The 26,791-nt window shown below is 42.1% G+C and carries 32 protein-coding genes; 12 read left to right on the forward strand and 20 right to left on the reverse strand.

Annotated features, from left to right (window positions below):
- Window positions 1-400: 400 nt before the first annotated feature.
- Window positions 401-1,786 carry a methyltransferase RsmF C-terminal domain-like protein gene (locus QWZ17_RS13990; RefSeq protein ID WP_290305865.1) on the forward strand — a complete coding sequence of 462 codons (1,386 nt, stop codon included), beginning with the start codon at window positions 401-403 and terminating at the stop codon, window positions 1,784-1,786.
- Between the two features lie 23 nt (window positions 1,787-1,809).
- On the opposite strand, the gene QWZ17_RS13995 is transcribed toward QWZ17_RS13990, so the two are convergent.
- The 5 genes from QWZ17_RS13995 to QWZ17_RS14015 all read right to left on the reverse strand — a co-directional run bounded on the left by QWZ17_RS13995 (window position 1,810) and on the right by QWZ17_RS14015 (window position 5,410).
- On the reverse strand, window positions 1,810-2,403 hold the full coding sequence (locus QWZ17_RS13995; protein WP_290305866.1) for a hypothetical protein: 594 nt from the start codon (window positions 2,401-2,403) through the stop codon (window positions 1,810-1,812).
- Between the two features lie 114 nt (window positions 2,404-2,517).
- A complete protein-coding gene (locus QWZ17_RS14000) occupies window positions 2,518-3,018 on the reverse strand; it encodes a PH domain-containing protein (RefSeq protein WP_290305867.1) in 501 nt (166 codons plus the stop codon).
- Between the two features lies 1 nt (window position 3,019).
- Window positions 3,020-3,385, reverse strand: a complete 366-nt coding sequence (locus tag QWZ17_RS14005) for a CoA-binding protein (protein ID WP_290305868.1) — start codon at window positions 3,383-3,385, stop codon at window positions 3,020-3,022.
- The gene (locus tag QWZ17_RS14010) at window positions 3,378-3,863 is read right to left on the reverse strand and encodes a DinB family protein (RefSeq protein ID WP_290305869.1); all 486 of its coding nucleotides are present in this window, start codon (window positions 3,861-3,863) and stop codon (window positions 3,378-3,380) included. The genes QWZ17_RS14005 and QWZ17_RS14010 overlap by 8 nt, the downstream gene beginning before the upstream one ends.
- Complete coding sequence (locus QWZ17_RS14015) at window positions 3,860-5,410, reverse strand: NAD(P)/FAD-dependent oxidoreductase (protein WP_290305870.1); 1,551 nt, start codon at window positions 5,408-5,410, stop codon at window positions 3,860-3,862. The genes QWZ17_RS14010 and QWZ17_RS14015 overlap by 4 nt, the downstream gene beginning before the upstream one ends.
- Window positions 5,411-5,713: 303 nt before the next feature.
- Here QWZ17_RS14015 and QWZ17_RS14020 point away from each other — a divergent pair, with 303 nt between their 5' ends.
- From QWZ17_RS14020 to QWZ17_RS14045, 6 genes are all read left to right on the forward strand, one after another.
- Window positions 5,714-6,280, forward strand: a complete 567-nt coding sequence (locus tag QWZ17_RS14020; protein ID WP_290305871.1) for an RNA polymerase sigma factor — start codon at window positions 5,714-5,716, stop codon at window positions 6,278-6,280.
- Between the two features lie 458 nt (window positions 6,281-6,738).
- On the forward strand, window positions 6,739-7,317 hold the full coding sequence (locus tag QWZ17_RS14025; RefSeq protein ID WP_290305872.1) for a LemA family protein: 579 nt from the start codon (window positions 6,739-6,741) through the stop codon (window positions 7,315-7,317).
- A 119-nt stretch (window positions 7,318-7,436) separates the two neighbouring features.
- Entirely contained in the window at window positions 7,437-7,871 is a 435-nt protein-coding gene (locus tag QWZ17_RS14030) for a TPM domain-containing protein (RefSeq protein ID WP_290305873.1), read from the forward strand.
- A 4-nt stretch (window positions 7,872-7,875) separates the two neighbouring features.
- Entirely contained in the window at window positions 7,876-8,694 is an 819-nt protein-coding gene (locus QWZ17_RS14035; protein ID WP_353959493.1) for a TPM domain-containing protein, read from the forward strand.
- A 106-nt stretch (window positions 8,695-8,800) separates the two neighbouring features.
- The gene (locus QWZ17_RS14040; RefSeq protein WP_290305874.1) at window positions 8,801-9,205 is read left to right on the forward strand and encodes a hypothetical protein; all 405 of its coding nucleotides are present in this window, start codon (window positions 8,801-8,803) and stop codon (window positions 9,203-9,205) included.
- Window positions 9,198-9,749 (forward strand): NUDIX hydrolase, encoded by a 552-nt coding sequence (locus QWZ17_RS14045; protein ID WP_290305875.1) that lies wholly within the window; start codon window positions 9,198-9,200, stop codon window positions 9,747-9,749. Before QWZ17_RS14040 ends, QWZ17_RS14045 begins: the two co-directional genes overlap by 8 nt.
- Here QWZ17_RS14045 and QWZ17_RS14050 read toward each other — a convergent pair whose 3' ends face one another.
- Window positions 9,750-10,208: a nuclear transport factor 2 family protein gene (locus tag QWZ17_RS14050; protein ID WP_290305876.1), complete on the reverse strand. Its 459-nt coding sequence runs from the start codon at window positions 10,206-10,208 to the stop codon at window positions 9,750-9,752.
- Between the two features lie 95 nt (window positions 10,209-10,303).
- On the opposite strand from QWZ17_RS14050, the gene QWZ17_RS14055 reads away from it, so the two are divergent.
- The gene (locus QWZ17_RS14055; RefSeq protein WP_290305877.1) at window positions 10,304-10,498 is read left to right on the forward strand and encodes a DUF433 domain-containing protein; all 195 of its coding nucleotides are present in this window, start codon (window positions 10,304-10,306) and stop codon (window positions 10,496-10,498) included.
- A 374-nt stretch (window positions 10,499-10,872) separates the two neighbouring features.
- Here the strand turns inward: QWZ17_RS14055 and QWZ17_RS14060 are convergent, their stop codons facing one another.
- From QWZ17_RS14060 to QWZ17_RS14105, 10 genes are all read right to left on the reverse strand, one after another.
- Window positions 10,873-11,628, reverse strand: a complete 756-nt coding sequence (locus QWZ17_RS14060) for an ABC transporter ATP-binding protein (protein ID WP_290305878.1) — start codon at window positions 11,626-11,628, stop codon at window positions 10,873-10,875.
- 1 nt (window position 11,629) lies between these two features.
- Window positions 11,630-13,105 (reverse strand): DUF5687 family protein, encoded by a 1,476-nt coding sequence (locus tag QWZ17_RS14065; RefSeq protein WP_290305879.1) that lies wholly within the window; start codon window positions 13,103-13,105, stop codon window positions 11,630-11,632.
- Between the two features lie 234 nt (window positions 13,106-13,339).
- Entirely contained in the window at window positions 13,340-14,620 is a 1,281-nt protein-coding gene (locus QWZ17_RS14070; protein ID WP_290305880.1) for a replication-associated recombination protein A, read from the reverse strand.
- A gap of 319 nt (window positions 14,621-14,939) precedes the next feature.
- Entirely contained in the window at window positions 14,940-15,806 is an 867-nt protein-coding gene (tatC, locus tag QWZ17_RS14075; protein WP_290305881.1) for a twin-arginine translocase subunit TatC, read from the reverse strand.
- A 76-nt stretch (window positions 15,807-15,882) separates the two neighbouring features.
- Window positions 15,883-17,217 (reverse strand): acetyl-CoA carboxylase biotin carboxylase subunit, encoded by a 1,335-nt coding sequence (accC, locus tag QWZ17_RS14080; RefSeq protein WP_290305882.1) that lies wholly within the window; start codon window positions 17,215-17,217, stop codon window positions 15,883-15,885.
- 140 nt (window positions 17,218-17,357) lie between these two features.
- Complete coding sequence (accB, locus tag QWZ17_RS14085; protein ID WP_290305883.1) at window positions 17,358-17,834, reverse strand: acetyl-CoA carboxylase biotin carboxyl carrier protein; 477 nt, start codon at window positions 17,832-17,834, stop codon at window positions 17,358-17,360.
- 303 nt (window positions 17,835-18,137) lie between these two features.
- Entirely contained in the window at window positions 18,138-19,127 is a 990-nt protein-coding gene (locus QWZ17_RS14090) for a beta-ketoacyl-ACP synthase III (protein ID WP_290305884.1), read from the reverse strand.
- A gap of 10 nt (window positions 19,128-19,137) precedes the next feature.
- A complete protein-coding gene (gene plsX, locus QWZ17_RS14095; protein WP_290305885.1) occupies window positions 19,138-20,076 on the reverse strand; it encodes a phosphate acyltransferase PlsX in 939 nt (312 codons plus the stop codon).
- Window positions 20,077-20,092: 16 nt separating this feature from the next.
- On the reverse strand, window positions 20,093-20,284 hold the full coding sequence (gene rpmF, locus QWZ17_RS14100; protein ID WP_290305886.1) for a 50S ribosomal protein L32: 192 nt from the start codon (window positions 20,282-20,284) through the stop codon (window positions 20,093-20,095).
- A gap of 15 nt (window positions 20,285-20,299) precedes the next feature.
- On the reverse strand, window positions 20,300-20,830 hold the full coding sequence (locus QWZ17_RS14105) for a YceD family protein (RefSeq protein ID WP_290305887.1): 531 nt from the start codon (window positions 20,828-20,830) through the stop codon (window positions 20,300-20,302).
- Window positions 20,831-21,106: 276 nt separating this feature from the next.
- Here QWZ17_RS14105 and QWZ17_RS14110 point away from each other — a divergent pair, with 276 nt between their 5' ends.
- The 3 genes from QWZ17_RS14110 to QWZ17_RS14120 are packed head-to-tail and all read left to right on the forward strand — an operon-like array spanning window position 21,107 to window position 22,293.
- Entirely contained in the window at window positions 21,107-21,646 is a 540-nt protein-coding gene (locus QWZ17_RS14110; protein WP_290305888.1) for a helix-turn-helix transcriptional regulator, read from the forward strand.
- 55 nt (window positions 21,647-21,701) lie between these two features.
- Window positions 21,702-22,007: a nucleotidyl transferase AbiEii/AbiGii toxin family protein gene (locus tag QWZ17_RS14115; protein ID WP_290305889.1), complete on the forward strand. Its 306-nt coding sequence runs from the start codon at window positions 21,702-21,704 to the stop codon at window positions 22,005-22,007.
- Entirely contained in the window at window positions 21,991-22,293 is a 303-nt protein-coding gene (locus QWZ17_RS14120; protein ID WP_290305890.1) for a nucleotidyl transferase AbiEii/AbiGii toxin family protein, read from the forward strand. The genes QWZ17_RS14115 and QWZ17_RS14120 overlap by 17 nt, the downstream gene beginning before the upstream one ends.
- Window positions 22,294-22,352: 59 nt before the next feature.
- Here the strand turns inward: QWZ17_RS14120 and QWZ17_RS14125 are convergent, their stop codons facing one another.
- Both QWZ17_RS14125 and pdxA read right to left on the reverse strand, forming a co-directional pair.
- Entirely contained in the window at window positions 22,353-23,537 is a 1,185-nt protein-coding gene (locus QWZ17_RS14125) for a DUF5009 domain-containing protein (RefSeq protein WP_290305891.1), read from the reverse strand.
- Between the two features lie 81 nt (window positions 23,538-23,618).
- Window positions 23,619-24,674 (reverse strand): 4-hydroxythreonine-4-phosphate dehydrogenase PdxA, encoded by a 1,056-nt coding sequence (gene pdxA, locus QWZ17_RS14130; RefSeq protein ID WP_290305892.1) that lies wholly within the window; start codon window positions 24,672-24,674, stop codon window positions 23,619-23,621.
- A 367-nt stretch (window positions 24,675-25,041) separates the two neighbouring features.
- Here pdxA and rsmA point away from each other — a divergent pair, with 367 nt between their 5' ends.
- The gene (gene rsmA, locus QWZ17_RS14135) at window positions 25,042-25,821 is read left to right on the forward strand and encodes a 16S rRNA (adenine(1518)-N(6)/adenine(1519)-N(6))-dimethyltransferase RsmA (protein ID WP_290305893.1); all 780 of its coding nucleotides are present in this window, start codon (window positions 25,042-25,044) and stop codon (window positions 25,819-25,821) included.
- Between the two features lie 152 nt (window positions 25,822-25,973).
- Here the strand turns inward: rsmA and QWZ17_RS14140 are convergent, their stop codons facing one another.
- Together QWZ17_RS14140 and QWZ17_RS14145 are read right to left on the reverse strand one after the other, a co-directional pair.
- Window positions 25,974-26,168, reverse strand: a complete 195-nt coding sequence (locus QWZ17_RS14140; protein WP_290305894.1) for a hypothetical protein — start codon at window positions 26,166-26,168, stop codon at window positions 25,974-25,976.
- A gap of 285 nt (window positions 26,169-26,453) precedes the next feature.
- Window positions 26,454-26,663, reverse strand: a complete 210-nt coding sequence (locus QWZ17_RS14145) for a hypothetical protein (protein ID WP_290305895.1) — start codon at window positions 26,661-26,663, stop codon at window positions 26,454-26,456.
- Between the last annotated feature and the right edge of the window lie 128 nt (window positions 26,664-26,791).

Below are 26,791 nucleotides of genomic sequence, written 5' to 3' on the forward strand. Positions count from 1 at the left end.
TTGCTCTCGCAAGCACCCTTCCGTTTGGGTTGGCAAAGGTAGCAATCCTTTCCGCTTTTCCAAAACTTTTTTTCGTTTTATTTTGGAACCCTTAATCGATCATTTTCACTTAATCTTTCCTTTCGATTGTGGGTTGCAAAAGTGCGAATTTTAATTTGATCTGGCAAGTGAATATTTCACTTATTTTAATCTTTTTTTATTCGCTAAGTTTCAAAAAACAACGCCCTTTTTATTTGAGCGGCCACAAATGTACACAGAAAACAGCTTACGCACCAAAAGAAAAATGCAAATAATCAAAACAATTTGGCAAGTATCTGTAAACTAACCCTAAATTCATTTCGCTATCATCGTTTAGCCCGGCTACAATAGCACTTATTGAATGTGTATATTTACAAAGTATATGAATGAGCAATTGTTTCCGGATAATTTTCTGCAATCATTAAGCGCGGAAAATGGCTTCAACGAAGAAAATTTTATAAAAACGCATCAAGTTTCTGATGCGCCAACCGCTATAAGGTTAAACCCATTTAAGCATTCGGCAACAAAAAAAGATGAACAGGTGCCTTGGTGTGCCGATGGTTTTTATTTAAATACGCGTCCATCTTTTACTTTTGATCCACTTTTTCATGCCGGTTGCTATTATGTACAGGAAGCATCATCCATGTTCATTGACCATATTTTTAAAAACATCCGCCCCAATATAGAAGGTGCCATAAAGGTTTTGGACCTTTGCGCTGCTCCCGGCGGGAAAAGTACCCTGCTTAATTCGGCCATTAATGCCGATGATCTTTTACTGGCAAACGAAATTATTAAAACCCGCGTACCCGTGTTAACCGATAACCTGAGTCGCTGGGGCCAGGCTAACGTTATTGTAAGCAACAACGACCCCAAAGATATTGGCAGGCTGAAAAGCTTTTTTGATATTATATTGGTAGACGCCCCATGTTCGGGTTCGGGCATGTTCCGTAAAGATCCCCAAGCGATGAACGAATGGTCGGAAGCCAATGTGGAGCTTTGCCACCAGCGGCAGGAGCGCATCCTGGCCGATATATTACCGGCTCTAAACGAGGATGGTTACCTTATATATAGTACCTGCTCCTACTCGCGTCAGGAAAACGAAGATATCCTGGACTGGCTTTGCCAGGAATTTGATCTCGAAAGCATCCGCATACCTATATATAAGGAGTGGGGCATTGTTGAAACCCAATCAACCCAACAGAAAGCATGGGGATATCGTTTTTATCCCGACCAGGTTAAGGGCGAGGGTTTATTTGCATCGTGCTTAAAAAAGAAAAACAACACCGGCGAGTTAGGTACCTTTAAAAATAATATTCAGCAAAAAATAAGCAGCAAGGAAATTGACCAGGTAAAATCCTACATCACTGATGCCGACAACTATTACTATTTTAAAGTACAGGAGGATTGGCTGGCCATTAACCGGGCCCATAAAGAAAGCCTTAATATTTTGCAACGGCACCTTTATCTGAAAAAATCGGGCGTTCGGGTTGGCAAACTGATGGGGAAAGACCTGATTCCCGATCACGAATTGGCTTTGAGCACTATTATTAATAAGAGCGCTGTTTTGCAGACCGAATTAACCTATGATCAAGCTATCCAATACCTGCGTCGCGACAACATCGACCTAAATCCTACCGAAAAAGGCTGGAGTTTGATGAATTTTGAGGGGCAGGCTTTGGGATGGGCAAAACTATTGCCGAACAGGATCAATAATTACTATCCCAAGGAGATTAGAATACTAACAAACCAAAGCCCCCTGGCTCCCTGAAGGGGGAGTTGTTGACTGGGGTATTAGTAACCTCTTATATTAATGCCATATGCTTTTAAACAAGTATTAACATCAGGGTAAACGATTGCATCCTCAATAGCAAAATCCACAGTACATTTGCTTTTATCAAGCGTCTTGCCATCTTTATTAACTAAAATATCCTGCTGTTTAATTAAGCGAAACGGCGTGGTGTAATACTTTTTTACAGTTTGATAAGCTACAGAATCGTTAATAAGGCAATCGCTAAAGGCATTTGCTTTACGTTCAAAAAGGAATGTATTGCCGTTGTCATCAAAATAATGAGTATGCGATACATCCCAATCGCCACTCTCACTCACGGGTGAGGCATCTATCATCATAATTTTCCCGGCATCATCTTTCAAAACATTGTAGGCATAAACAGTCTCGTCCGGCCATTCGTCGTTTTCAATTTTCACCAGCGCTTTTTTATCCGATACTTTAGCAAACACAAGCATATTATTTTTATGCTGAAGTGAATATGTTTCAATGTTATTGCGCTTGCGTTTAGATGCCGATATTGAAACAACACTTTTATTGGTTTTACCAGCAGATGATTGTTTAGGGTTGCTGCATGCTGACATTATTGCAACAAGCATCAGTAGAGATAAGGTGTAATGTTTCACACCCCAATATAAAGGAAATAAATTTTAAGAAACAAACGGTGTAAGTCGGCGCGACTAATTCCTTATCAGTAAGTTATGCAATGCCGATTAGATTTTTGCTTTTAAGATCTCCTGTTTCCATATCTTTCTGTAGTTTACTACAAATTTTTCCTGACGCCCATCGTGTGTAGAAATAAGCAGCCCATTTGGCACCAGGCCCAGCGTGTTGTAAAAACCAACTTCGGCAATATCTGTAATTGCTATATCGAGTTGGTGGTTTTGAATATTGAAACGATGAGATTTAAAATGCAACTTATTGTTTAGCAAATACAGCTTACCACCTGCAGCCTCTTTATTGATAAAATGATTGGCAGCTCCGCTATATAATACACCATCCATATCGCCGTCAATTGCAGTTTGACGTTTTACAATTTTTGAATTAGTAAAAAAATACATAAAGACACCAAATACAGCACCTGAAATCGGCCCACAAATAAGGCCGGTTTTAGCGTCATCCTGAAAAGCGTAAAACACCCCCATAAAAGCGCCGAACACTATGCCAGAAATAAAGGCGTTTTTTGTTTGTGATACTTTTTCGGTTCTCTCCATGTTAATAATCTCCTATAGACAAAAGCACCAACGTACAGGCATTTTCAGTCGCTATTCCTTTTTCGCTTGCCATGCGCTGCAGTTCGGCATTTTCGGTGCCGGGATTAAAGATAATACGTTTGGGATGGGTATTCAAAATATAATCATATAGCGCCGGCTGATTTTGCGGCCCTATATACAAAGTAATGGTATCTATATCGGTATGAATGGTTTCGGGCTTTTCAATGGCTACACCCGCGGCTTCGCCGGTTTTTATGCCCACGTTTACTATGCTGTGCCCCCTGCTTACCAGCCGGTTGGCGGCCAGGTTGGCGTATCTGCTGGTATCGGGTGTTGCCCCTAATACCAATGTTTTTTTGTTAGCCATTGATAATCCTGTTTAATAAAGCTATCTGCCCCGAGTGGTATATATGGTGTTGGATTAACCCGTTGATCAATTCCTCATGATTTACACCCGTGCCCAGCTCGCGGTTACGCTCATCTTTTATCGGCTCATCCCATTGTTCCCGCGGAAACCTTTGAATAATGCCAATCAAATTTACGCTCACCAACTTTAAATCTTCAACATAGTTTTGCCATTTTTGTTCATCGGGGGCACCGGTTTCGGGCCAGTCGCCGCTGGTAGGGATGCCCGCGCTCATGCCGTTCATACGGTCCATTACCTCTTCTGTCCAGGCTATCATATGTAAAACTATTTCGGCAATGTTATGTGCCGATCCTTGCGGTTTTTCAAACGCGGCCTCAAAACTTACCTTTTCTATAATTTCATAAACAGATGATCCGTACCAGGGATCGCCGGCCAATACGTTTTGTAATTGGGCACTCAGTTTTTCTGATAAACTCATTTCAATATTTTTAAAGCGGCCAACGCGCAATTAACTCCATCTATAGCAGCAGATATAATGCCGCCCGCGTAACCGGCACCTTCGCCACAAGGGAATAAACCGCTCACCTGCGGGTGCTGCAAAGTTTCTTTATCCCTGGGAATTTTTACCGGTGATGACGTGCGCGACTCCACCCCAACCAAAATAGCCTCGTTAGTATAATAGCCTTTCATTTTTTTTCCAAAAGCGGGTAATGCTTTTTGCAGGCGCTTATGAATCCAACCGGGTAATACCTCTTTAAGCTCGGTACTTTTGGTACCAGGCAGGTAAGAGTTTACAGGCAGATCATTAGATAAACGACCTTGTACAAAATCGACCATACGCTGGCCGGGTGCAACAAGATTACCGCCGCCGGCTTTAAAAGCGGCGCGCTCTACCTCGTGTTGAAAATTTAACATTTTAAACGGATCACTGTCATTACCGGCAACGTCTTCCATATTTATCTGTACTACAGTGCCCGAATTGGCAAAAGGATTATTCCGTTTTGAAGGACTCCAGCCGTTTACCACAATTTCGTTGGCCTCTGTTGCGCAGGGGGCTATAATACCACCGGGGCACATGCAAAAAGAAAACACGCCCCTATCTTCCACCTGTTCAACCAGGTTATAGTACGATGGCGGCAAAGCCGGGTCGCGAACTTCGCAATGGTATTGGGCCTGGTCAATAATTTCCTGCGGATGCTCTATCCGTACACCTAAAGCAAAAGGTTTGGCTTCAATCAATATATTTTGATGATGCAGCATTTCAAAAACATCCCTTGCAGAGTGTCCCGTTGCCAGGATCACAGCATCGGCGGTCATCTTTTCGCCACTGGCCAGCTTTATGCCTTTTATCTTACCAAACTCCACCAATAAGGCGGTGACTTTTGCGTCAAACAGAAATTCGCCGCCGGCATCCAGTATAGTTTCGCGCATGGCGGTGATAATTTGCGGTAATTTATTGGTGCCGATATGCGGGCGGGCGTCTATCAATATATCTTCATCGGCACCGTGCGCAACAAAAGCTTTAAGTACCTGGTTTACGTCGCCACGTTTGGTTGAGCGGGTGTATAGCTTACCATCCGAATAGGTACCTGCACCGCCCTCGCCAAAGCAATAATTTGATTCGGGATTAACCAAACCCTGTTTATTGATATTGGCCAAATCGCGCCGGCGCTGTTTAACATCTTTACCACGCTCCAAAATCACGGGTTTTAAGCCCGACTCGATACATTGCAAAGCAGCAAAAATTCCCGCAGGCCCGGCACCTACTATAATAACCGGTCGGCCAAATTGTACGTTGGGGTAATTTACGGTGTATGATTGCGGTACGTAGTCTTCACTGATAAAAACCTGCACCATCATGCGGTAAACCACCTTACGACCGCGGGCATCAATTGACCTCTTTAAAATTTTTACTGCCGATACTTTTTGAGGCTGCATATTTAAAGCTGCCGCCGCAAGGCGCTTGATTACGGCCTCATCTTCATGTTGCCCGGGAGGGCATACTATCTCAACTTCTTTTGTCATGGTTTTGGCCGGGTTTTTATCCCGGATGGGGCAAAGGTAAGAAAACTACCGCCAAAGCCCCCTCTAAATCTCCCCCTGAAGGGGGAGACTTTTAATAAATAAGATAAATAATTGGAGCATTTATCCTACCGATATTCCCCCTTTAGGGGGTTAGGGGGCTTCGCTTTTCCGTCCGTTTGTGCGCATCAACCGTCCGTTAGCGGACGGTTTTAAAATGGAGCAAATTTATAAATACCTAAAAATCAATTAATTATAAAATGGCACTCGTATTGGCATAGGCATAACAAATAAATACACAACACAATGACTACCGCCGACGAACGTTTACAGACAATTTGGGAAGGATGCTTACGCAACGAACGTAAAAGCCAGGAGCAATTTTATAAATTATTCGCGTCAAGAATGCTTGCCGTATGCATGCGCTATACTACAGATAAGGATGAGGCCCAGGATATATTGCAGGAAGGTTTCATCAAAATATTCAGAAATATAAATAACTACCGTAACGAAGGCAGCCTGGAAGGTTGGGTACGCCGCATTATGGTTCACGCCGCAATTTCGCGCTATCGTAAATTAAAGCCAATGGTTTTGGTGGAAGATTTTTCGACCGATACCGAAATGCCGGTGAGCAAAGCTTATAACGAAAATGGCCTTGAAGCAAAAGATTTGATGAAATTGATTCAAAAGCTGCCTAAAAACTATCGTTCGGTATTTAATATGTATGCTATTGAAGGCTACTCACACCAGGAAATAGGCTCATCATTGGGCATGAGCGAATTGTTATCGCGCACTACCCTTCACCGTGCCCGTACCGCTCTTAAAGAAATGATTGGTAAATTGACAAGGAACGAGGAGCTTCGCTACGCGTAAAAAGCCTTAGGCCTCACCCTGCCCTCTCCAAAGGAGAGGGTTCTGATTTGCAGGGGTGGGTTTTGTCTGAATCAGAATTTTCAGAATTTAAGAATTGGCAGAATTTTGTCTGAACTCGGATTAAACAGATTTATCCGATTAATAGGATTTTGATTGCTGATTGGATCTTTTTTATCTCTAAGCTTCATTTTCAAATCCTCAAGTTTTCAAATTAAAAAATCATCTCCCTACCTATTGCAGTATCCCCCGATACTAATATTTCTACTTTCATTTAGGCCGATGATGCTGGCCGTTTAGAATCAATTTAGCGCTACAAAGTGGGTCATACCTACTAATTGTTTCGTGGTCACTAATAAAAACTGTACCTTAACATGTTGCGATAAATCATGCCGCCTGTAACAACGGTATGCGTTTTGCATTCTAATTAAAATACATCAACAAAAACATCCTATCACCAAATGAAAAAGTTATTATCTGTAATATTAATCGCGGTTGCTGCCATGAGTTTAAGCTCGTGCAGTTACAATAGCATGGTTAAGTTAGACGAAACCGTAAAATCAAAATGGGGCGCTGTTCAAAGTGATTACCAGCGCCGCAGCGACCTGGTTCCAAACCTGGTAAATACGGTTAAAGGTGCTGCCAATTTTGAAAAAAGTACTTTAACTGCCGTAGTAGAGGCCCGCGCCAAAGCAACATCGGTGCAGGTTGACCCAAGCAAGCTTACACCCGAATCTATCAAAGCCTTCCAGGCATCGCAAGGCGAATTAAGTTCGGCGATTGGCAGATTGCTGGTTGTATCAGAAAAATATCCTGACTTAAAAGCTAACGAAAACTTCCGCGATCTATCTGTGCAATTAGAAGGTACCGAAAATCGGATTAATGTATCACGCAAGGATTTTAACGATGCGGTACAGGAGTATAATACCAAAATCCGCTCGTTTCCGGCCAATATCACCGCTAAAATGTTTGGGTTTGCCGAAAAAGGATATTTCACCGCCGAACCTGGAAGTGATAAAGCACCAAAGGTTGAATTTTAATTATTGAATGACTGAATTATCGAATTATTGATTTAGTCTTTAGGTCAACAATGATTCGCAAAAATTCGGAACTCACCCATTCAATAATTCAGTCATTCAACAATTCACTAATTAAACACATGAAGGTATTTAACGAAGAAGAACAACAGCGCATACGCACCGCCATACAGGAGGCCGAACACCGCAGCAGTGGCGAGATACGGGTTTGTATTGAAAAAAAATGCAGCGAGGATGTGCTTGATCGCGCTGCGAAATATTTCTTTCAGCTTAATATGCATAAAACGGCATTGAGGCATGGGGTGCTTGTTTATGTAGCCACTGTCGATAGGAAGTTTGCCATTATTGGCGATGCCGGTATTAACAAAGTTGTGCCTGCCGATTTTTGGGATACTACCAAAGAGGACATGTTGCAGCATTTTAAATACGGCGATATTATTGAAGGCATTGTTACCGGACTGAAAATTGCCGGCGAGCAGCTGCAAAAATATTTTCCGCACCATGCCGGTGATGTAAACGAATTGCCAGATGATATTGCCTTTATGGATGGCGAATAACCTTATGAAACCGATGTTAAAAAAACTATTTATATTTTGCAGCCTGCTGCTTTGCACCGCGATGGTGTTTGCGCAGGATTTCCCCGAGCGTTCCAATACGCTGGTTACCGATTATACCAACACGCTATCTGCCGGCGATAAGCAAAAGCTGGAAACCAAACTGGTTGCCTTTAATGATTCCACCTCTACCCAAATAGCGGTAGTGATATTAAAGTCGATAGGGAGTTACGATATTAACGACTATGGGCAGCAATTGCTGCGCAAATGGGGAATTGGCCAAAAAGGAAAAAATAATGGCATTTTGGTTCTTGTTGCTGTAAGCGATCGTAAAATGGCTATCCAAACCGGTTACGGTATGGAAGGCGCTTTGCCAGATATACTAACCCAGCGCATAATTCAAAACGATATGCGGCCCAATTTTAAAGCCGGCGATTATTATGCAGGTTTGGATTCGGCCACAAATGATATTATTAAAGCCACCAAAGGCGAATTCAAAGCAGATGAACAACCTGCTGATCAGAACAGCGGCAGTGATGGCGGCGCTATCATTATCGTTATTGTAATCATCGTAGTTATACTAATCATCGTTTTCCGTAAACGGGGAGGCGGTGGTGGCGGTCAGATTATTGACCGTCGTGGCGGTGCAAGTCCATTCTGGTGGTTTTTGGCGGGCAGTATGCTCAGCAACAATAATAACAGCGGATCTGACTGGGGAGGTTTCTCTGGCAGCGGAGGCAGCGATAGCGGCAGCAGTGGCGGCGGCGATTTTGGCGGCTTCGGCGGTGGCGATGGCGGCGGCGGCGGCTCAAGCGGCAGCTGGTAGGTTTTTAATTATTGAATGACTGAATTATTGAATTATTGATTTGAGCTGCACCTTATTATTTGACTGCCGGACATTGCTATAATCCCGGCAAATCTATTTTTGATTAATGGCTAAAGATTATATTTTAAGAGAACTCGAAAAAATATCGCTCGTGATGGCCCGGTTAGCCGGCTTAAAAGAAGAAGCCAAGCCCGATGAGTTTATAAAACTTGCAGATACCATGCTGCAAGACGAGTTTGACATTAAACTGGACGAATTATTAGATTTATCTATTGCCGACTTTGAGCAATTTTTAACAGAAGGAGGCTATAAATCCGATAAACTGGATGCTTTGGCACAGTTACTATACATGTACGCCGAGCCATTTACCCCTTCACCCGAAACTTTGCTTACACTTCAAAAAATATTACTGATTTTTGAATGGATGGAGAAAAAACACCATAGTTCCTCATTTCAAAACATTAGCAAGCAAAACATCATATATCAATTTCTACAAACTAACTATGAGTAAAGATCTTACCTGGAAATTACTATCATCATCATACATCCATAAAGGCCCCTGGGCAACCCTGCGCGTTGACGTTTGCGAAATGCCCGATGGCAGAATAGTTGACGATTATTATGTATTAGAATACGGCAACTGGGTTAATGCGGTTGCTGTAACCGAAGACAATAAAATACTCATGGTAAAACAATACCGCCATGCAGCCGGCATTATCTCGCTCGAAATTCCGGGCGGCGTTGTTGATGCCGGGGAAGAACCAGTTGAAGCTATCCGACGCGAACTATTAGAAGAAACCGGCTACCAGTTTGATGAATTTGAATTGATCTGCACTGTTTACGGCAACCCATCAACCGCCAATAATAAAACATTTACTTATTTCACTAAAGGCGGCAAAAAAGTGCAAGGCCAGGAACTTGATGCCCACGAGGAACTTGTTGTTGAAGAATACAGCATTGAGGAGATAAAACAGCTATTGCTTGATAACCAGATAAAACAAGCCATGCATTGCTCTGGCTTATTTTATGGGATGCTGAAGCTCGGGGTATTTTAATTACTCCGGGCAATTACCCTTGCGGCGGGTATCCACAATATAAATGATCTTCCAGCCGGCAGGGGTGCGCATCAGGGTAAAAACATCTACGCCACAATGGCTAAACGTTTTGCCCAAATAAAATTTATAGGGAGTCCATACGCTGGCCAGGTCGCCATCAATTTTGATATCGTTAAAGGTGATCTGCTCGTCCCACATTTCTTTGTGTGGGGTGCCAACGGCTTTTATAAAATCATTGGGGTTATCAATATCCAAGGCTACGGTACCATCCTTTTTGTTGGCCACTCCTTCAAAAACAATGTTTTTATGAAAGGTTGATCGCAACATGGTGCTATCACCTTTGCGCATGGCATCAAACATGATGTTGATGGTTTGCTTCACAGCATCTTTATCGGTTTGCTGGGCAAAGGTTTTGAATGATGCAAACAGGATACAGGCAAATAAGATTATCTTTTTCATACATACTAATTTCACGGATTTGGTCGAATTACACGAATTTTAAATGGCGGATATTTGATCTGATCTATTTTCCTTTAATTTAGTTAAATTTGTACATGCAGCCAATTGATTATAAAGAATATATCGAGATAAACCCGGAGGTTAGATTTGGCAAACCTGTTATTAAAGGTACGCGGATCTCCGTTTATGATGTTTTGCAATGGCTGGCATCGGGCTTAAGTCATGAAGAGATCATTAGCGATTTCCCCCAATTAAACAATCGGCAAATATTGGCTTGTTTAGCTTATTAAAAAGCAGAGCCCTGTGCGAATCCCCTCTTGAGAGGGGCGGAGGGGTGTGTTTATCAAACAGGCATTTTAGCAAAGATAAACGCTAACACACCCCTGCCACCACTTAGCCCCTGCGTGCGCCCTCTCAAGCTACTGTATGTACACATCTTTTACTTTTAACACATAAATAAAAAAAGTTGTCATTTCGAACGAGCCAGGGTGGGATCGTGCGCCGGAGGTGAGGAGAAATCTTCTAAAAGTGGACATTCGACTATCCAAATCGTATAAGATTTCTCCTCGCGCCCCACTTTTCCCTACCCTTGCTCGTTCGAAATGACATTTTTCTTTATTAAAAAAATGTGTACACAGTAGCCTCTCAAGATGTTTTTTTAGTTTTAATGATTCTCTTCTTCGTCAACCTTATCCATCACAACCTGCTCTTCAAACACCTGCCCCACGCCAAAATAGTTTTCAAGCTCTTTTAGCGTTGATGAATTGGTGGCGATATCTTTAATGATCATGCCTTTTTCCATCAGCAGAATGCGGTCGCACACATCGGTGATGTGGTTAAGATCGTGACTGGATACAATAGTGGTTACGCCTTTGGTTTTATTTGCCTCCTTCAGCATGTTCTTCAACCTGAATTGTGTGCTCGGGTCAATATTGGCGAAAGGTTCATCCAGCATCAACAGTTGCGGATTTTGCAGCATACAGGAGGCCACGCCTACCTTACACTGGTTTCCTTTGGATAGATCGCGAATGTATTTTCCTTTTTTAAGGATCTCATCGTTAAAAAAATCGGCCAGTTTTAGCAGCGCTTCATCAACGGTGGCTTTACTTTGCTGGTGCAAACCACCAATAAAATACAGGTACTCTTCGGGGGTAAGGTAATCAATCAAAAAGCCTTCATCCAGGTAAGATGCTGTGTAGGTTTTCCAGTTTTCATTACCGGCTGCTACTTCGCCATTGGATAATACCTCGCCGGTGTCGGGGCGAATCAAATCCAAAATCATCCGGAACAGGGTTGTTTTGCCCGCGCCGTTATTGCCTACCAGGCCAACGCTTTCGCCTTTAGATATGCTTAGCTGTGGTACATTCACTACGGTAACGCCGCTATATATTTTTTTAAGATTTTTTATTTCTATCATCATCTTATTTATTTCTGAAGCCTTCGGCTATTTGATATCGTTTGGTATAATAATCGGCCTCTAACACTTTAATCCAGTAATTACGGGTTAAAATCCCGGTAATCCCAACAAGAGCGACCAAAGCCAGGCCAATATCGGCATGTTTCAATAACGCGAACGGACCATAAATAATAAAGGGCGTAATGATCAACGGCAATGATAATATCCATTGCGTAGCGCCTACACCTTCCCAATTAAAGGCCGCCCCTTTTGAAAGATCGAGCCTTTTAAAATTACGATTGGCAAAATAAAGTACCATGGTGGTGTTTACGCCGATGTTCCACACATACATCACAAAATGGATCATCACTACCCGCCATCCAAAATAAACATAAGGCGTAGTGAGGATAAAAAACACGGTTGATATGCCGGTAAACAACAGATACTTGGCTTTAATAAAATCGCTGAAGTTAATTTTACTTACCAGTAAGCCATCAAAATGCGTGGCCTGCCAGCCAAACATAAACTGCCCGTAGTTTATGATAAAAATACCCGTCATAAACATGCCTACAAAAACCTTGTAACCTTCGCCATAATGCGGGTTGGGGTAAAATATCAATCCGTAAAACATAAAAAACAGGCCCATCACCAATGCGCTGCGGGAGCGTTTGTTACGCAACACCAGTTTAATTTCGTTAGCCGCTAAATCGCCAACGCTGCCAAAACGGGACAGGAACGGGATATCAGTACTGCTTTTATAGGAACTTGCCTTGTGCGCTGTAAGATCTTCAAGATACAGGTTCTGTTTCAGGTAGATAAAATTCAAATAATACATTCCAACAGCAATTATTACCGGTAGGAATGCCAGGGCAGGCATAATAAGTAGCCTCCCAAAGAAAGCGTATGAAATATTCTGTAATGATATAATATGCCATAAAAAATCGCTGGCTATGGCCAAAATCAAAACGGCCGCCGATACCAGGAACACCCAACCATTGATATTTGAGCGCCTTTTAAGATATAAGGCCAGGTAATTATTAAATACCGTGAACCCAGCTATGGCTATAATAAATGCAAGTGTTACAACAGTACCAGAATCTGGCGCTAATACTTTAAAAATAAAAGGCAAAAACAGTACAAAGGGCCACAAGTTAAATACCGATAAAGTAGCGGTGAGCGCCAGGTACCTAACCAGGAAGTTTCTTTTGATAGGCAAATGCAAATAGGGTTGCACTCTAAGCGTAGGGAGCTCCTGAAACTGTAGGCGCATAAGCAAATCGAACAAAAAATAAATGAGGATTATGCCACAAAATGGGATGATCAATTCCTCGTTAGGAAACGCGTGTTCCAGTATTTTATCTAAAAAGAACCCGGCGACAAGCACGTTCAACAGCAGATAAAGGATCAGTATGCCCATCACCACACGTATGGCAATGCTTTTACCTGTATTTTTTGATCGCCAAAAGGCTTTTAATTCATGACTGATAAAGGAAAAAACCATAGCGAAATAGAATCAAGAGATAAGAATCAAGAGTTAAGACAAAAACTTAAACGCGTTGCATGTTGCATTAACGACCGAAAGACAAGATAGAATTTAAAGTGGCTAAATCCCCGTGTCACCTCAAGAATATTTATCCAATCGCCAAAATCAAAAGCTTCTATCTTGACTCTAATATCTTGTTTTTTTTCCCCGCTCCCCTCTTGATTCTTGACTCTAATTTCTTGACTCTTCCCCTCAATACCCATACCTATCGCCCCAAAGTTTCTTTAACTTCTCTTTTGATTCGTTTTCTTTGGGATTGTTACCGGGTTGGTAAATTTTAGCGCCTTTAATGGCGTCGGGCAAAAAGTCAAGGTCGGCAAAGTTGCCTTCGTAGCTGTGGGCATATTTATAATCTTTACCATAGCCAATGTTTTTCATGAATTTGGTTGGCGCGTTGCGCAGGTGCAGGGGTACGGGTAAATCGCCGGTTTGTTTTACCAGGGCGATGGCGGTGCTTATGGCCGTAGTGGCCGAATTACTTTTGGCCGATGTTGCCAGGTAGATAGCTGTTTGCGACAAGATCAATTGCGATTCGGGCATGCCTATTTTATTCACCGCTTCAAAACAACTTTGCGCCAGTAAAAGTGCGTTGGGATTGGCGTTCCCGATATCTTCAGAAGCCAGGATGAGCATACGACGGGCAATAAACAACGGATCTTCGCCCCCAACTATCATCCGCGCCAGCCAATATACCGCGCCGTTTGGGTCACTCCCCCGCATCGATTTTATAAAAGCCGAAATAATATCATAATGCTGCTCACCGGTTTTATCATACAGGGCCATGTTTTGCTGCACATGCTCCAGCACTACCTCGTCTGTTAGTACAACTTCGGGGCTATCAAAAGCATTTACCAGCAGTTCAAATATATTGAGCAATTTGCGGGCGTCGCCACCAGATAAACGTAATAAAGCTTCATGATCTTTAATGGTGATGTTCTTTTCCTTCAACACCACATCTTCTTTCATCGCCTTATCCAGCAATTCTAAAAGATCAGCTTCTTCTAATGATTTCAAAATATAAACCTGGCATCGCGATAGCAAAGCCGAGATCACTTCGAAAGATGGATTTTCGGTAGTAGCGCCAATCAGCGTAACTATCCCACGCTCTACCGCGCCCAACAAGGAGTCTTGCTGCGATTTGGAGAAACGATGAATCTCGTCAATAAATAATATCGGCAATACCTGTCCCATTTCTTTTAACTGCGAGGCCTTTTCTATCACCTCCCGCACATCTTTAACACCAGAGTTAATGGCACTCAGCGCAAAAAACGGACGGTATAAAGATTGCGAAATAATATAAGCCAAGGTAGTTTTCCCAACACCGGGAGGCCCCCAAAACAACATGGACGGCAGCGAACCAGATTCGATAGCCTTACGCAGCACGGCACCCGGACCAACCAGGTGTTTTTGCCCCACATAATCATCAAGCGATTTTGGTCGCATCCGTTCGGCTAATGGAGGGAGATTGGTCATATTTAGATGTGCAAATTATTATAGATGTGCAGATTTCAGATGTGCAGATATGCAGATGATGAGCTGCAAATTTTCAATATGCAGATTTCAAATGTGCAGATATGCAAATTTAAAGCGATTGATGTAAAATTCAAATGTGCGAATTACTGCATTATAAACAAAGCCCCGCCGTTTATAAACGACAGGGCTTCTTTAAAGTTTTTATTAATTCAGATCATCAAAAAATCATCTGAACCTATTCAATCATCTGAACCTATTCAATCATCTGCACATCTGAAATCTGCATATCTGCACATTCAATTTTTCATCTGCACATCTACTATGCGAGTCCTTCCGCCTGCGCGCGTTTGAGTTTTCGTTTTTCAACTACGGCCGATACCACAATTCCTACTTCATATAAAACAAACAGCGGGATACTTACAATGGTCATGGTAAGCATATCTGGTGTTGGTGTAACTACCGCGGCGATGATCAGGATAATTACAATGGCGTAACGCCTGGTTTCACGCATAAATTTGGCGGTAAGGATGCCCAGGTTTGATAATACATAAACCAAAATCGGCAACTCAAATACCACACCGGTAGCAAGGGTTAAAGTTGCTACAGATGAGATGTATGAATCAATATCGAATAAATTCTGGATTGATGAGCTTACCGTATAGCTTGATAAGAAATTAACAGATTCGGGCGTAATTACATAGTAGCCAAACAATACACCCAAAAGGAACAAGCCTGTAGCATACACCACAAAACCTGATGCCGCTTTACGTTCCTTTTCGTGCAAGGCCGGGCGAATAAAGCGCCATAGCTCAAACAGTAAATAAGGGAAACCTAAGGTGATACCTATTAATAACGATGAGTTGATCTGTAAAGTAAACTGACCAGCCATTTCGGTATTGATCAAATGGATGTTGATCTTATCAATACAAAAGCCGGGACGTTTCAAGGCGTCGCCCAAGGCGCAAAGCATCCTGTATGTCCAGAATGTTGGCTTGCTTGGGCCCATGATAACGGTATCAAAAATCCAATCGTAAAAGTAAAACACAACGCCGGTAATTACCACAATGGCTATCGACGATCTTACCAAATGCCATCTTAAGGCCTCAAGATGGTCAAAGAAAGACATTTCTGCCTCCATCGTTTTACCTTTATCTTTTATGGCTTTTACTAATTTATTATCGCTCATTGTGTGTTTAGATACCGCTGTATAAACGCTATTGTGCTAAGTACGTTAAATTGTATGAAGTTAGTTTGAATTTATTTTACATTTCAAACGTATCCATAAACTTGGTGGTAAAATTACCAGCCCTGAAATTTGGATCTTTCAACAATTTTAAGTGGAATGGTATAGTGGTTTTTACACCCTCAATCACAAACTCGCTCAGGGCGCGTTCCATGGTGCTTAAAGCTTCATCGCGGGTTTGAGCCACGCAAATTACTTTGGCAATCATCGAATCGTAGTTTGGCGGTATTACATAGCCAGTGTAAACATGGGTATCAATACGCACACCATGACCACCCGGTGAGTGGAAGTTGGTTATTTTACCTGGTGAAGGGCGGAACTGGTTAAGCGGATCTTCGGCATTGATACGGCACTCAATGGCATGCATGGTTGGCTCGTAATTTTTACCAGAGATGGGGATACCGGCGGCAACTTTAATTTGTTCTTTAATCAAATCAAAATTGATTACCTCTTCGGTAACCGGGTGCTCTACCTGGATACGGGTATTCATCTCCATAAAGTAGAAGTTGCGGTCTTTATCAACCAAAAACTCTACGGTACCGGCACCTTCGTATTTAACGGCTTTGGCTCCTTTAATAGCTGCTTCACCCATTTTTTTACGCAGTTTTTCGGTCATAAAGGGCGATGGTGATTCTTCAACCAGCTTCTGATGACGGCGTTGAATAGAGCAATCACGTTCTGAAAGGTGACAAACTTTACCATACTGATCACCTACTACCTGAATTTCGATGTGGCGTGGGTCCTGAACATATTTTTCAAGGTACAAACCATCGTTCCCAAAGGCAGCACCAGACTCGGCACGGGCCGAATCCCAGGCGTTTTCAAACTCTTCGTCTTTCCAAACAATACGCATCCCACGGCCACCACCACCGGCAGTAGCTTTTAATATTACAGGATAACCTATTTTGTTGGCGATAGCGATGCCGCTTTTTACATCAGATAACAAACCTTCAGAACCAGGCACAATAGGTACACCGGCCTTTTTCATGGTATCTTTAGCCGATGCCTTATCCCCCATCGAGTTGATCTGATCGGCAGTGGCACCAATAAATTTAATTCCGTACTCGGCACAAATAGCAGAGAATTTAGCATTCTCTGATAAAAAGCCATAACCCGGGTGGATCGCGTCGGCGTTGGTTAATTCGGCAGCCGAAATGATATTAGGAATATTTAAGTAAGAATCGCGGCTTGGCGGCGGACCAATACAAACAGCCTCATCAGCAAAACGTACATGAAGGCTATCGCGGTCGGCAGTTGAATATACAGCTACGGTTTTAATACCCATCTCTTTACAGGTACGGATAATTCGCAAGGCAATCTCGCCCCGGTTAGCTATTAATATTTTTTTAAACATGATTTCTTAGATGTGCAGATTGCAAATGTGCAAATATGCAGATGAAAAATATTAACGATTGATGTTTTGATGCGTAAACTACAAATGTGCAAACGAATTAATATCATTTGCACATCTGAAATCTGCACATCTGCACATCGTTATACTGGTTCTACTAAAAATAAAGGTTGGTCGTACTCTACAGGTGATGAATTATCAACCAGTACTTTAACTATGCGGCCAGAAACTTCTGATTCAATTTCGTTGAAAAGTTTCATGGCTTCAATGATACAAACCACACTGCCGGCTTTAATCTCGTCGCCAACGTTTACAAATAATGGTTTATCAGGACTTGATGAGCGGTAGAACGTACCGATCATTGGCGATTTGATAGTCAGATATTTTGATGTATCCGGAGCAGCAGGCGCGGCCGGGGTTACCGGTGCCGCGGCAACAGCAACAGGCGCAGCTGGTAATGCAGCCGGTGCAGTTTGAGCTGGGATGCTGGCATGAATAACCTGAGGTTGTGTCTCGTTGGTTTTTATCGTGATTTTAAAATCCTTTTGCTCAATTGACACTTCGTTTACGCCCGATTTCGACACAAAGCGAATAAGGTCCTGAATTTGTTTAATATCCATAATTGGGATTAATTGGTTTGGGACAATTTTTATTATCTAAGTTATTACAAATGTGCAGATTTCAGATGTGCAAATGTGCAGATGTTTTTCACGTGCAAATTAACAATACTAAGATATGCAAAAGTGCTTTTAATTATTATACTTTACTTAGTGCAACAACTACCGCGTTTACACATTTTATATACCCAATGAATGATTAACATCGGGGTTCTTCAGATGTTTTAATTTTCGTCATTTGCACATTTGAAATCTGCATATCTGCACATCTTAAATCTGCTCATTTGAAATTTACACATCTAAAAATTAATAGGCCCATTTAAGGTAAATAGATCCCCAGGTAAAGCCGCCGCCAAAGGCTGCTAAAATAAGGGTATCTCCTTTTTTAAATTTGCTTTCCCATTCCCACAAACATAGCGGTATGGTACCATTGGTGGTATTACCGTAACGTTCAATGTTAATGATCACTTTATCATCGCTAAGGCCGGTACGCCTTGCGGTGGCGTCAATGATGCGTTTATTGGCCTGGTGCGGCACCAACCATGCAACATCGTCGCCGGTTAGGTTATTGCGCTCCATTACTTCGTGAGCAACATCGGCCATATTGGTAACAGCAAATTTAAAAACAGCCTGGCCTTCCTGGTAAGCAAAATGCTCATGGTTGTCCACTGTTTCGTGCGATGCAGGTCTTACAGATCCGCCTGCTTTCTGGTGCAGGTAGGTTACGCCCGAGCCATCGCTTTTTAATATAGAATCTATAACGCCGTTGCCTTCATCATTAGGTTCAAGCAATACGGCACCGCAGCCATCACCAAAAATAATGCAGGTGGCGCGGTCCTGGTAGTTTACAATCGACGACATTTTATCGCCGCCAACAACCAATACTTTTTTGTGCTTGCCGCTTTCAATAAATTGCGAACCGGTAGCCAGGCCAAATATAAAGCCCGAGCAAGCTGCCGAAAGATCATACCCCCAGGCATTTTTAGCTCCTATTTTATTAGCTAAAATATTGGCCGTTGCCGGAAAAGGCATATCGGGAGTGGTAGTACAAAAAATGATAAGATCGATTTCTTCAGCGCTGATACCCCGTTTTTTTAGCAAACCCTGTACAGCAGGCACAGCTAAATCAGAAGTACCAAGGCCTTCGCCTTTTAATATGCGTCGCTCTTTGATGCCTGTACGTGAGGTTATCCACTCGTCATTTGTGTCAACCATGGTTTCCAGTTCCTGGTTGGTTAACACATAGTCGGGCACGTAACCATGTACAGCAGTAATAGCGGCATGAATTTTACTCATCTTTATATATTTACTGAAAAGCTTGCTTTATTTTTTCAACCAGACCGCTCTCTACCATATTTCTTGATAGCAGCACCATATTTTTTATAGCCTCGGGGGTTGATATCCCGTGGCCAACAACAACAGGGGCATTTACACCCAGGATGGGGCTGCCGCCATATTGTTCATAGTTAAACCTATCAAAAAACTCGTCTTTAAACTGTTTTTTACGGCTGATAACGTAAAAAGATTCTGCAAGCTTTAGTATTACATTACCTGTAAAACCATCGCATACAAAAACATCGGCCCCTTCGCTAAACAGGTCGCGGCCTTCAACATTACCAACAAAATTAAACAGCTTAGTTTCCTTCATTAAAGGATAGGTGGCCTGGCAAAGGATATTACCTTTCTCTTCTTCCTCGCCTATGTTCATGAGGGCAACACGGGGATTATCGATATCATATACCGATTGTGCAAACAAGCTGCCCAATACGCCAAATTGCAATAACACCTCGGGTTTGCAATCGGCATTGGCGCCTACATCTAACAAAATACCCAAACCGCCTTTAAGTTTGGGTACAATAGTAGTCATAGCCGGGCGCACAACACCCGGAATGGTTTTAACACTAAACATGGAACCAACCAGCATGGCACCGGTGTTCCCTGCCGATGAGAAAGCCTGAATTTTTCCTTCCTTAAGTAATTGAAAACCAACCGAGATGCTCGAATTTGGCTTTTGTACAATTGCTTTAGTAGGATGTTCGCCCATGCCAATCACTTCGGTTGTATGCACAAACTCGAAATGATCGGGGCTAACATTATTTTCCTGAAGAATAGTAGCAGCTACTTCTTTATCTCCAATAAGCACCAGTTTTTGGTCGGCAGATAAAGCCTTATAAGCTTCGATTGCTCCTAAAACAGTTGCTTTGGGAGCATAATCACCGCCCATAATATCTAAGCCAATCTTCATTTTCAGAAAATTAAACTTAGGCTACTGCTGCTTTCTCAATAAGTACTTTACCGTTATAGTAAACGTTACCATCAACAGTATAAGCTCTGTGCGGTAAATGCACAACGCCGGTAGTTTGGCAAATAGTTAATGAAGGCGCTTCTGCTTTGTAATGAGTTCTGCGTTTATCTCTTCTTGATTTGGATATTTTACGTTTTGGATGTGGCATGATCCTGCTTTTTTATTATTTATTTATTTTTTTGAGTACATCCCACCGCGGGTCTGTATCCTCAGTTTGTTCTTCGTTTCCGTTGCTGGCAAGCTCGTTAAGCTTGGTTATCATTTCTTCGTCGCAATGCGAGTCTTCACCCCCATTTTCACATACCGATATAAATGGCATGGCAACATTAATATATTCATAAATCAACCCGGCAATATTGATCTCATGATCGTTTTTACCCAGGTTAATGATCTCATCATCCTCATCTATCGGCTCATCGCTAAACTTGGCAATTTGCTGTTCTGTAATATCCAGCGGCTGCCAGTACTGAGCCAGACACCTATCGCAAGTGGCTTCAACAACACCCTTGATTTGAAAATCAAGGATAATCATTGTTTCCTGTTTATCTAACTCAACAACGCATTGCAAGTTAGCCTTTTTAACCAGCGAATAATCAAATTCGGCAAAAAAAGCATCGTCAACAACAAAGTCAAACTGGTGTTTCCCCAGCTTAAGTCCTGTAAAAGGAATCGAATATGTTCTAAGCGATTTCAATGAGCAACAATTAGCCCGCAAATGTAGGGAAAAATACCATAAGTGGAAAGTGTTTTTTGAAAAAGGCAAATTGGGGGGAGAAGAGGCCTTTTTGGACGAAGGACTTTGGGACGAAAGACAAAGGATTTTAGAGAAACCCATGCTGTAAAGGTTCTCAAATTCTAATTTTTATCCACGTACAAAGCTACATAACTATTCCGATTTTTCTTGCGCCAGACTTGTTTACCAGATAGGCAATGCTCAATTGAGGATAAAATAAAACACCAGGCATTAACAATGATTTATTATAAACAAATTTGTTTATTTTTGACTGTGGAATCTGCTTTGGCAAAATACAAGGGTATTCATCCTGGATTGATCCTGGATCGGGAGCTTACTAAAAGAAAGCTTAAGAAAGGGCCTTTTGCCCGTATGTTATCCGAGTACCCCCAAATCCTGAACGATATCACCAAGGGTCGGCGCGGCTTTACCCCTGCCCTATCGCTTAAAGTTGATAAAGCGCTTGGATTTGAAGAGGGCACCATGCTACTTTTGCAAACTTATTACGAGATCAAAAGAGAAAAAGAAAAACACAGAGCCGATATACATCCCGATTTATCAGTATTACGAAATGCTTTGTTTTGGGACACCGACATCAATAAAATTGATTGGCACCAACAATACAGGGCTGTTATCGAGCGGGTTTTTCAGCGAGGAAACGAACTGGAGAGAAACGGAATCATCAATTTTTATGGGCCAGAAAAAATTCGATCTGTTATAGGAGAGCAGGATATTAATAGCAATATCCCAATAATGCCCCATTTAAAAATCAAATAAGATGCTTCATTGGAATACCGTCACCAATCTTTTAAAGAAATCCCTTTTTAAACTAATGCAAGCCGTAGAACTACAAAACTTCAGGCTCGTAGGTGGCACTGCTTTGAGCATCGTATTAGGGCATCGAATGTCTGTAGATATTGACCTCTTTACCGATGCTCCATACGGATCGATCAATTTTGATGCAATTGAAAATTATCTCAAAGACAACTTCGACTATGTTAATGGAGATTTTGGCGGCAATCCAGGGCTTGGTAAATCTTATTTAATAGGGGCAGATGCTACAGACCTTGTCAAAATAGATTTGTATTATTCTATGGACCCTTTTTTTTCAAGGAGTGAATATGGAAGAAGGTGTTAGAATGGCTACCATCGAAGAAATTATTGCCATGAAAGTTGATACCATACAAAGAGGCGGTAGAAAGAAAGACTTTTGGGATCTTCATGAGTTACTTGAACAATATCCGATTGACAAAATGATAGCACTTCACCAACAACGATTTGAGTGGACGCACGATGAAGATTTAATTCGAAGTAATTTTATCAATTTCACATCAGCCGACTACGACTTAGATCCAATTTGTCTTAAAAACAAGCAATGGGAATTTATTAAAGAAGATATCGAAGAAGCAATAAAAGACATTTAACTAAGCCCGCAGCTTCCTTTTACCTTTCACCCTTAACCTTTACCCTTTCACCTCAAAAACTATATCTTCAACCTGATATTAATCTTATCCAGCAACCCCGTTAACCAAACCATTACAAAGGCGAACACAATGCATTTGATGAGTCCCCCTGTGCCTTCGCTTAGGTATTGGGGATAGCCTATGTTGCTTAGCTCATACAAGGGGTAAAATATAAAGGGTACAATGTAACAGGTAAAGGTGTTGGTGCCTGCCGGCTCAATCACTTTAAACCAGTTGTACTTGTGCTTAAAATCGACAATAAAAATAAACATGGCGTATACCACCAGGCTGATGCCGGTGCAAATGAGCACCCATGAAGGAGTATCTCTTATTTTGGAAATTCCCCCGCTAAAATACCGTACTATAAAACCCAGGTTGAATAATATGATAGCCATAAGCACAAGGGCAGCCCAAAGCATTTTTAATTCGTTATTGGCCTTTAAACGCATGTACAGTACCGATACAAACACCCCCGCCATGGTAAAAGCCTGCATAGCGCCGTTACCGGCTATCCATACGTATTGCTGTACGGGGGCTAAAAAGTTGAGCATCCCGAAATGAACATCGAGGTTAAAAAACATAAAAAAGATCCACGCTGTGGCCTGTATCCACAAATGGCCGTTGGAGTAATAGTATATAAGCGCGCAAAGCAAATAGCTCCAGCCTATAAGGCCCAATATACCCCACCACGTAAAATGCAGCCAGGTATGACCAGGATCGCTGGTGCGGTATATTACCGACATGGCAATCAGCAGTGCCACACCGAAGCCTTGGCACAGGTATTTTTTTAGTTTGGTGGTTTCCTTGCTGTAATCTAAAAAGATGAAAAAGAAACTAAACGTTACCAGGCTTTCCCATACCGGTTTGGGCAGCGCGGTGGTATGCTCATTATAGGTTTCCATGTTAGAGTGGTAAAACCCGATGAACACCAACGCCAGCGACCGGCTGGCTATCCGGCCCAGCATTTTATAGTTACCTGTTTTTAACCTGTTTTGAAAAGCGAAAGGAATTGATAACCCTACAATAAATAAAAACGCCGGGAAAATAGTATCGGCCAAACCTAATCCATCGGCGTTTGCTGCAACGTGTTTAAGCCACTGCGGTGTACCCGGAATGCCATCAAGGTCATTCACAAAGATCATGAGCAGCATGGTTACAGCACGAAAAGCATCAATGGATCGTATCCGGTCCGAGAAAGTATTCATTAAGGGAGTAAATGTAATTACTGAGCAAATGTTTTAATTTAACGGTAATTAAATTAAAACATTATGGTTACGCTCCTGTTTTTAGTCCCTATCGCGGCTTAGCTTGGTAAATAACAGCGGATTTTCGGCCAGTTCTTTACCTTCTTTACGGTGTTTTACAATGTGTATCGCTGTAAATAAAGCCTCGCGGAATGATATCTCCGACGCCATATTTTTGCCGGCAATATCATATGCTGTACCATGATCTGGCGATGTGCGCACAAAGTTTAGTCCGGCGGTAAAGTTAACGCCCGATTCAAAAGCTATCTGTTTAAACGGAATAAGCCCCTGATCATGATACATGGCCAGTACAGCATCAAACTGCAGGTAGGTACCATTAGCAAAAAAGCCATCAGCAGGGTATGGACCAAAAGCCAGCACATCATTATTGCGGGCCTCTTCAATGGCCGGGATGATGATCTCCTTTTCCTCGCTGCCTATCAAACCATTATCACTGGCGTGTGGGTTAAGGCCCAGCACGGCAATTTTAGGTTTGCGAATCCAAAAATCGTTTTGCAAACTCTGGTTCATCAGCTTTAGCTTGGCAATAATTTTATCGGTAGTAATGCTTTCGGCAACCTTGCTGATAGGGATATGACCGGTAACCACGCCAACACGTAAAGTATCGCTCACCAAAAACATTAATGATTCGGCAGCGCCATCACGCTGTTGCAGGTATTCGGTATGGCCGGGGAAATTAAATTTATCGCTCTGGATGTTATCTTTATTGATAGGCGCTGTAACCAGGGCATCAATATAACCTTCCTTTAAATCGTAAGTAGCACGTTCTAAAGAGATCAGCGCGTATTTGCCGCCAGCTTCCGTAACATGCCCGGGCTCAATTTTCACATCCTCTTCCCAGCAATTGATCATGTTGGCTTTTCGGTAGTGAACCTGCCCGGGATCATTAATTACCTGGAAATTAAGTTCGCTCACCTGCGTAGCCCTGCGGTGAAAAGATGCCACCTTGGTATGGCCATAAACAATAGGGGTACAGTAATCATAAATTTTACTATCGGCCAGGGTTTTAATAATAATCTCTAACCCAATGCCATTCACATCACCTATACTGATACCTATTTTTATTTTATCGCTCATGTTATTATTTTGATTTCATTGATTATTGTGATTGCACCGATTTAAGGCGATTGCACTGTGTTATCAATGATTAATTTATTATTGGTTGTTCTTTTTTATCTGAACCGGAATTTTTCGAATTATTGAATTTTCAGAATGTCAACTCCATAATCTTATCTATTCCCTTTTAATCTTCTCTCCTAAATAGTCCAATAGTCCGCAAGTCTCAAAGTCAAAATCCTTGCTCCTTTGTCCAAAAATCCTTTATCAAAAGGCTGGCCTTTTACCCTTTACCTTTCGCCTTTTACCTCTCCCTCACCGCAAATAAAAGATTTGTTCCTGATTAAAGCGCAAATATCACGTAATTTGCTCAAATATTTAATTAATAATGACGCTGGTACGGGCAAAAAAACATTTAGGGCAACACTTTCTTACCGATAAAAATATCGCTTCCAAAATTGTGGACAGCCTGAAACCGGCCGACCGTTTTACCAACGTGCTGGAAGTTGGCCCCGGTATGGGCGTGCTCACCGATCTTTTATTACTCAAAACCGAGTACGAAACTTCGGTAATTGATATCGATACGGAATCTGTTGATTTCCTGAAAAAGAAATACCCCCAGCTGGGCAACCGCTTGATGAATGCCGACTTCCTGGAGATGGATTTTAAAACCATTACCGATAAGCCCTTTGCCATCATCGGTAACTTCCCCTACAATATTTCTTCGCAGATTCTTTTTAAGGTTTTAGATAACCGCAGCCAGGTAATTGAGGTAGTGGGCATGTTTCAAAAAGAAGTAGCCGAACGCTGCGCCGCCAAAGCCGGCAGTAAAGAATATGGCATCCTGAGCGTATTTTTGCAGGCTTACTATAAGGTAGAGTATTTATTTACCGTAAAAGCCGGGGTATTTAATCCACCGCCCAAGGTGTTATCGGCAGTGATCCGCCTTACCCGCAACCAGGCCGAAACATTGGATTGCGACGAAAAGCTTTTTTGGCAAATTGTAAAAGCCGGCTTTAACCAGCGCCGCAAAACCCTGCGCAATGCTATATCAAGCCTCATCAACAAAGAAAAAATGACCGACAACCCAACGCTCGATCTCCGTGCCGAACGCCTGAGTGTAGAAGACTTTGTGAAGCTGACTAATGAGGTAATGGCGGCGAGATAGAGTATTGCTGAAATTGTTTCGGCTCCCATTCTCTTAGCGTATTCCAAATAGAAAACCTGTCCTGTGGCGGCCTGAAACAAGTTCCACGATGACAACTCAACGCTGACAACTTTCCGTCTTGATTCTTGACTCTTAATTCTTGACTCTATTCCTCACCTCGGCAAATCTTTTTTAATAAATTTACGATACAGGTATTCGGCGTAACCTACGCTAATGTAATCGGGGAACTTCCAATTGGGGTAATATTGCTTTTTTATGTACTTGAGTAAACTAAAAAACGCGATGGCTAAAATCAAAAAAATGGCTAACGATAACAAAATCGCACCGAATAAAACTAAAGGGGTCATTGTAACTAATAATTAATCAGCCTTTATTACGATACAACCACAGGTTTTGTTACTTAAAAGCTTTAAATATAAAGCACAAAAATAGTATTTGAGTTACTATGACCCTATGTAAATAAAATTTGCAACAAAATATACCTGCTTATACAGCCCAGGCATGCTTCCGAAGAATTTTGCCATACCTAACCGAAGCAATTTTTGAATTTTACCTTTTGAATTTCCAAAGGCCGCGCAAGCGTAAACTTACCTTATATCTGCATGTAGCACACACTGGTAAGGTTGCAGCAGTTAAACTATTCCGGCTGCAACCAAAACGGCTGCAATCAAATCGCCCGACATTTCCATTTTATTGGAGCCGTGATTAACCCAGCGTTCGCCAACCTGCACAAAGGTGTAAATAGTGGTGTACATAGCAATGGTGATCGCGGCAGGCTTTCTGTCTACAACGGTAAAATAATAAATGCGGTTTTGATAGTGTGCTTCAAGTCTGGCTTCCATGCCGCAAAAGTATAAATCATATCGGGAAATTTTATTACACAGAAACATTATGTGGCTGTCAAAATAGCTGTAGATTGAGGTGCTTGGGTAACTATCTGAGCCGTAGAGATTATAACAGATGGAACTGT

The sequence above is a fragment of the Mucilaginibacter flavus genome (genome assembly GCF_030409315.1).
Taxonomy (GTDB): Bacteria; Bacteroidota; Bacteroidia; order Sphingobacteriales; family Sphingobacteriaceae; genus Mucilaginibacter; species Mucilaginibacter flavus.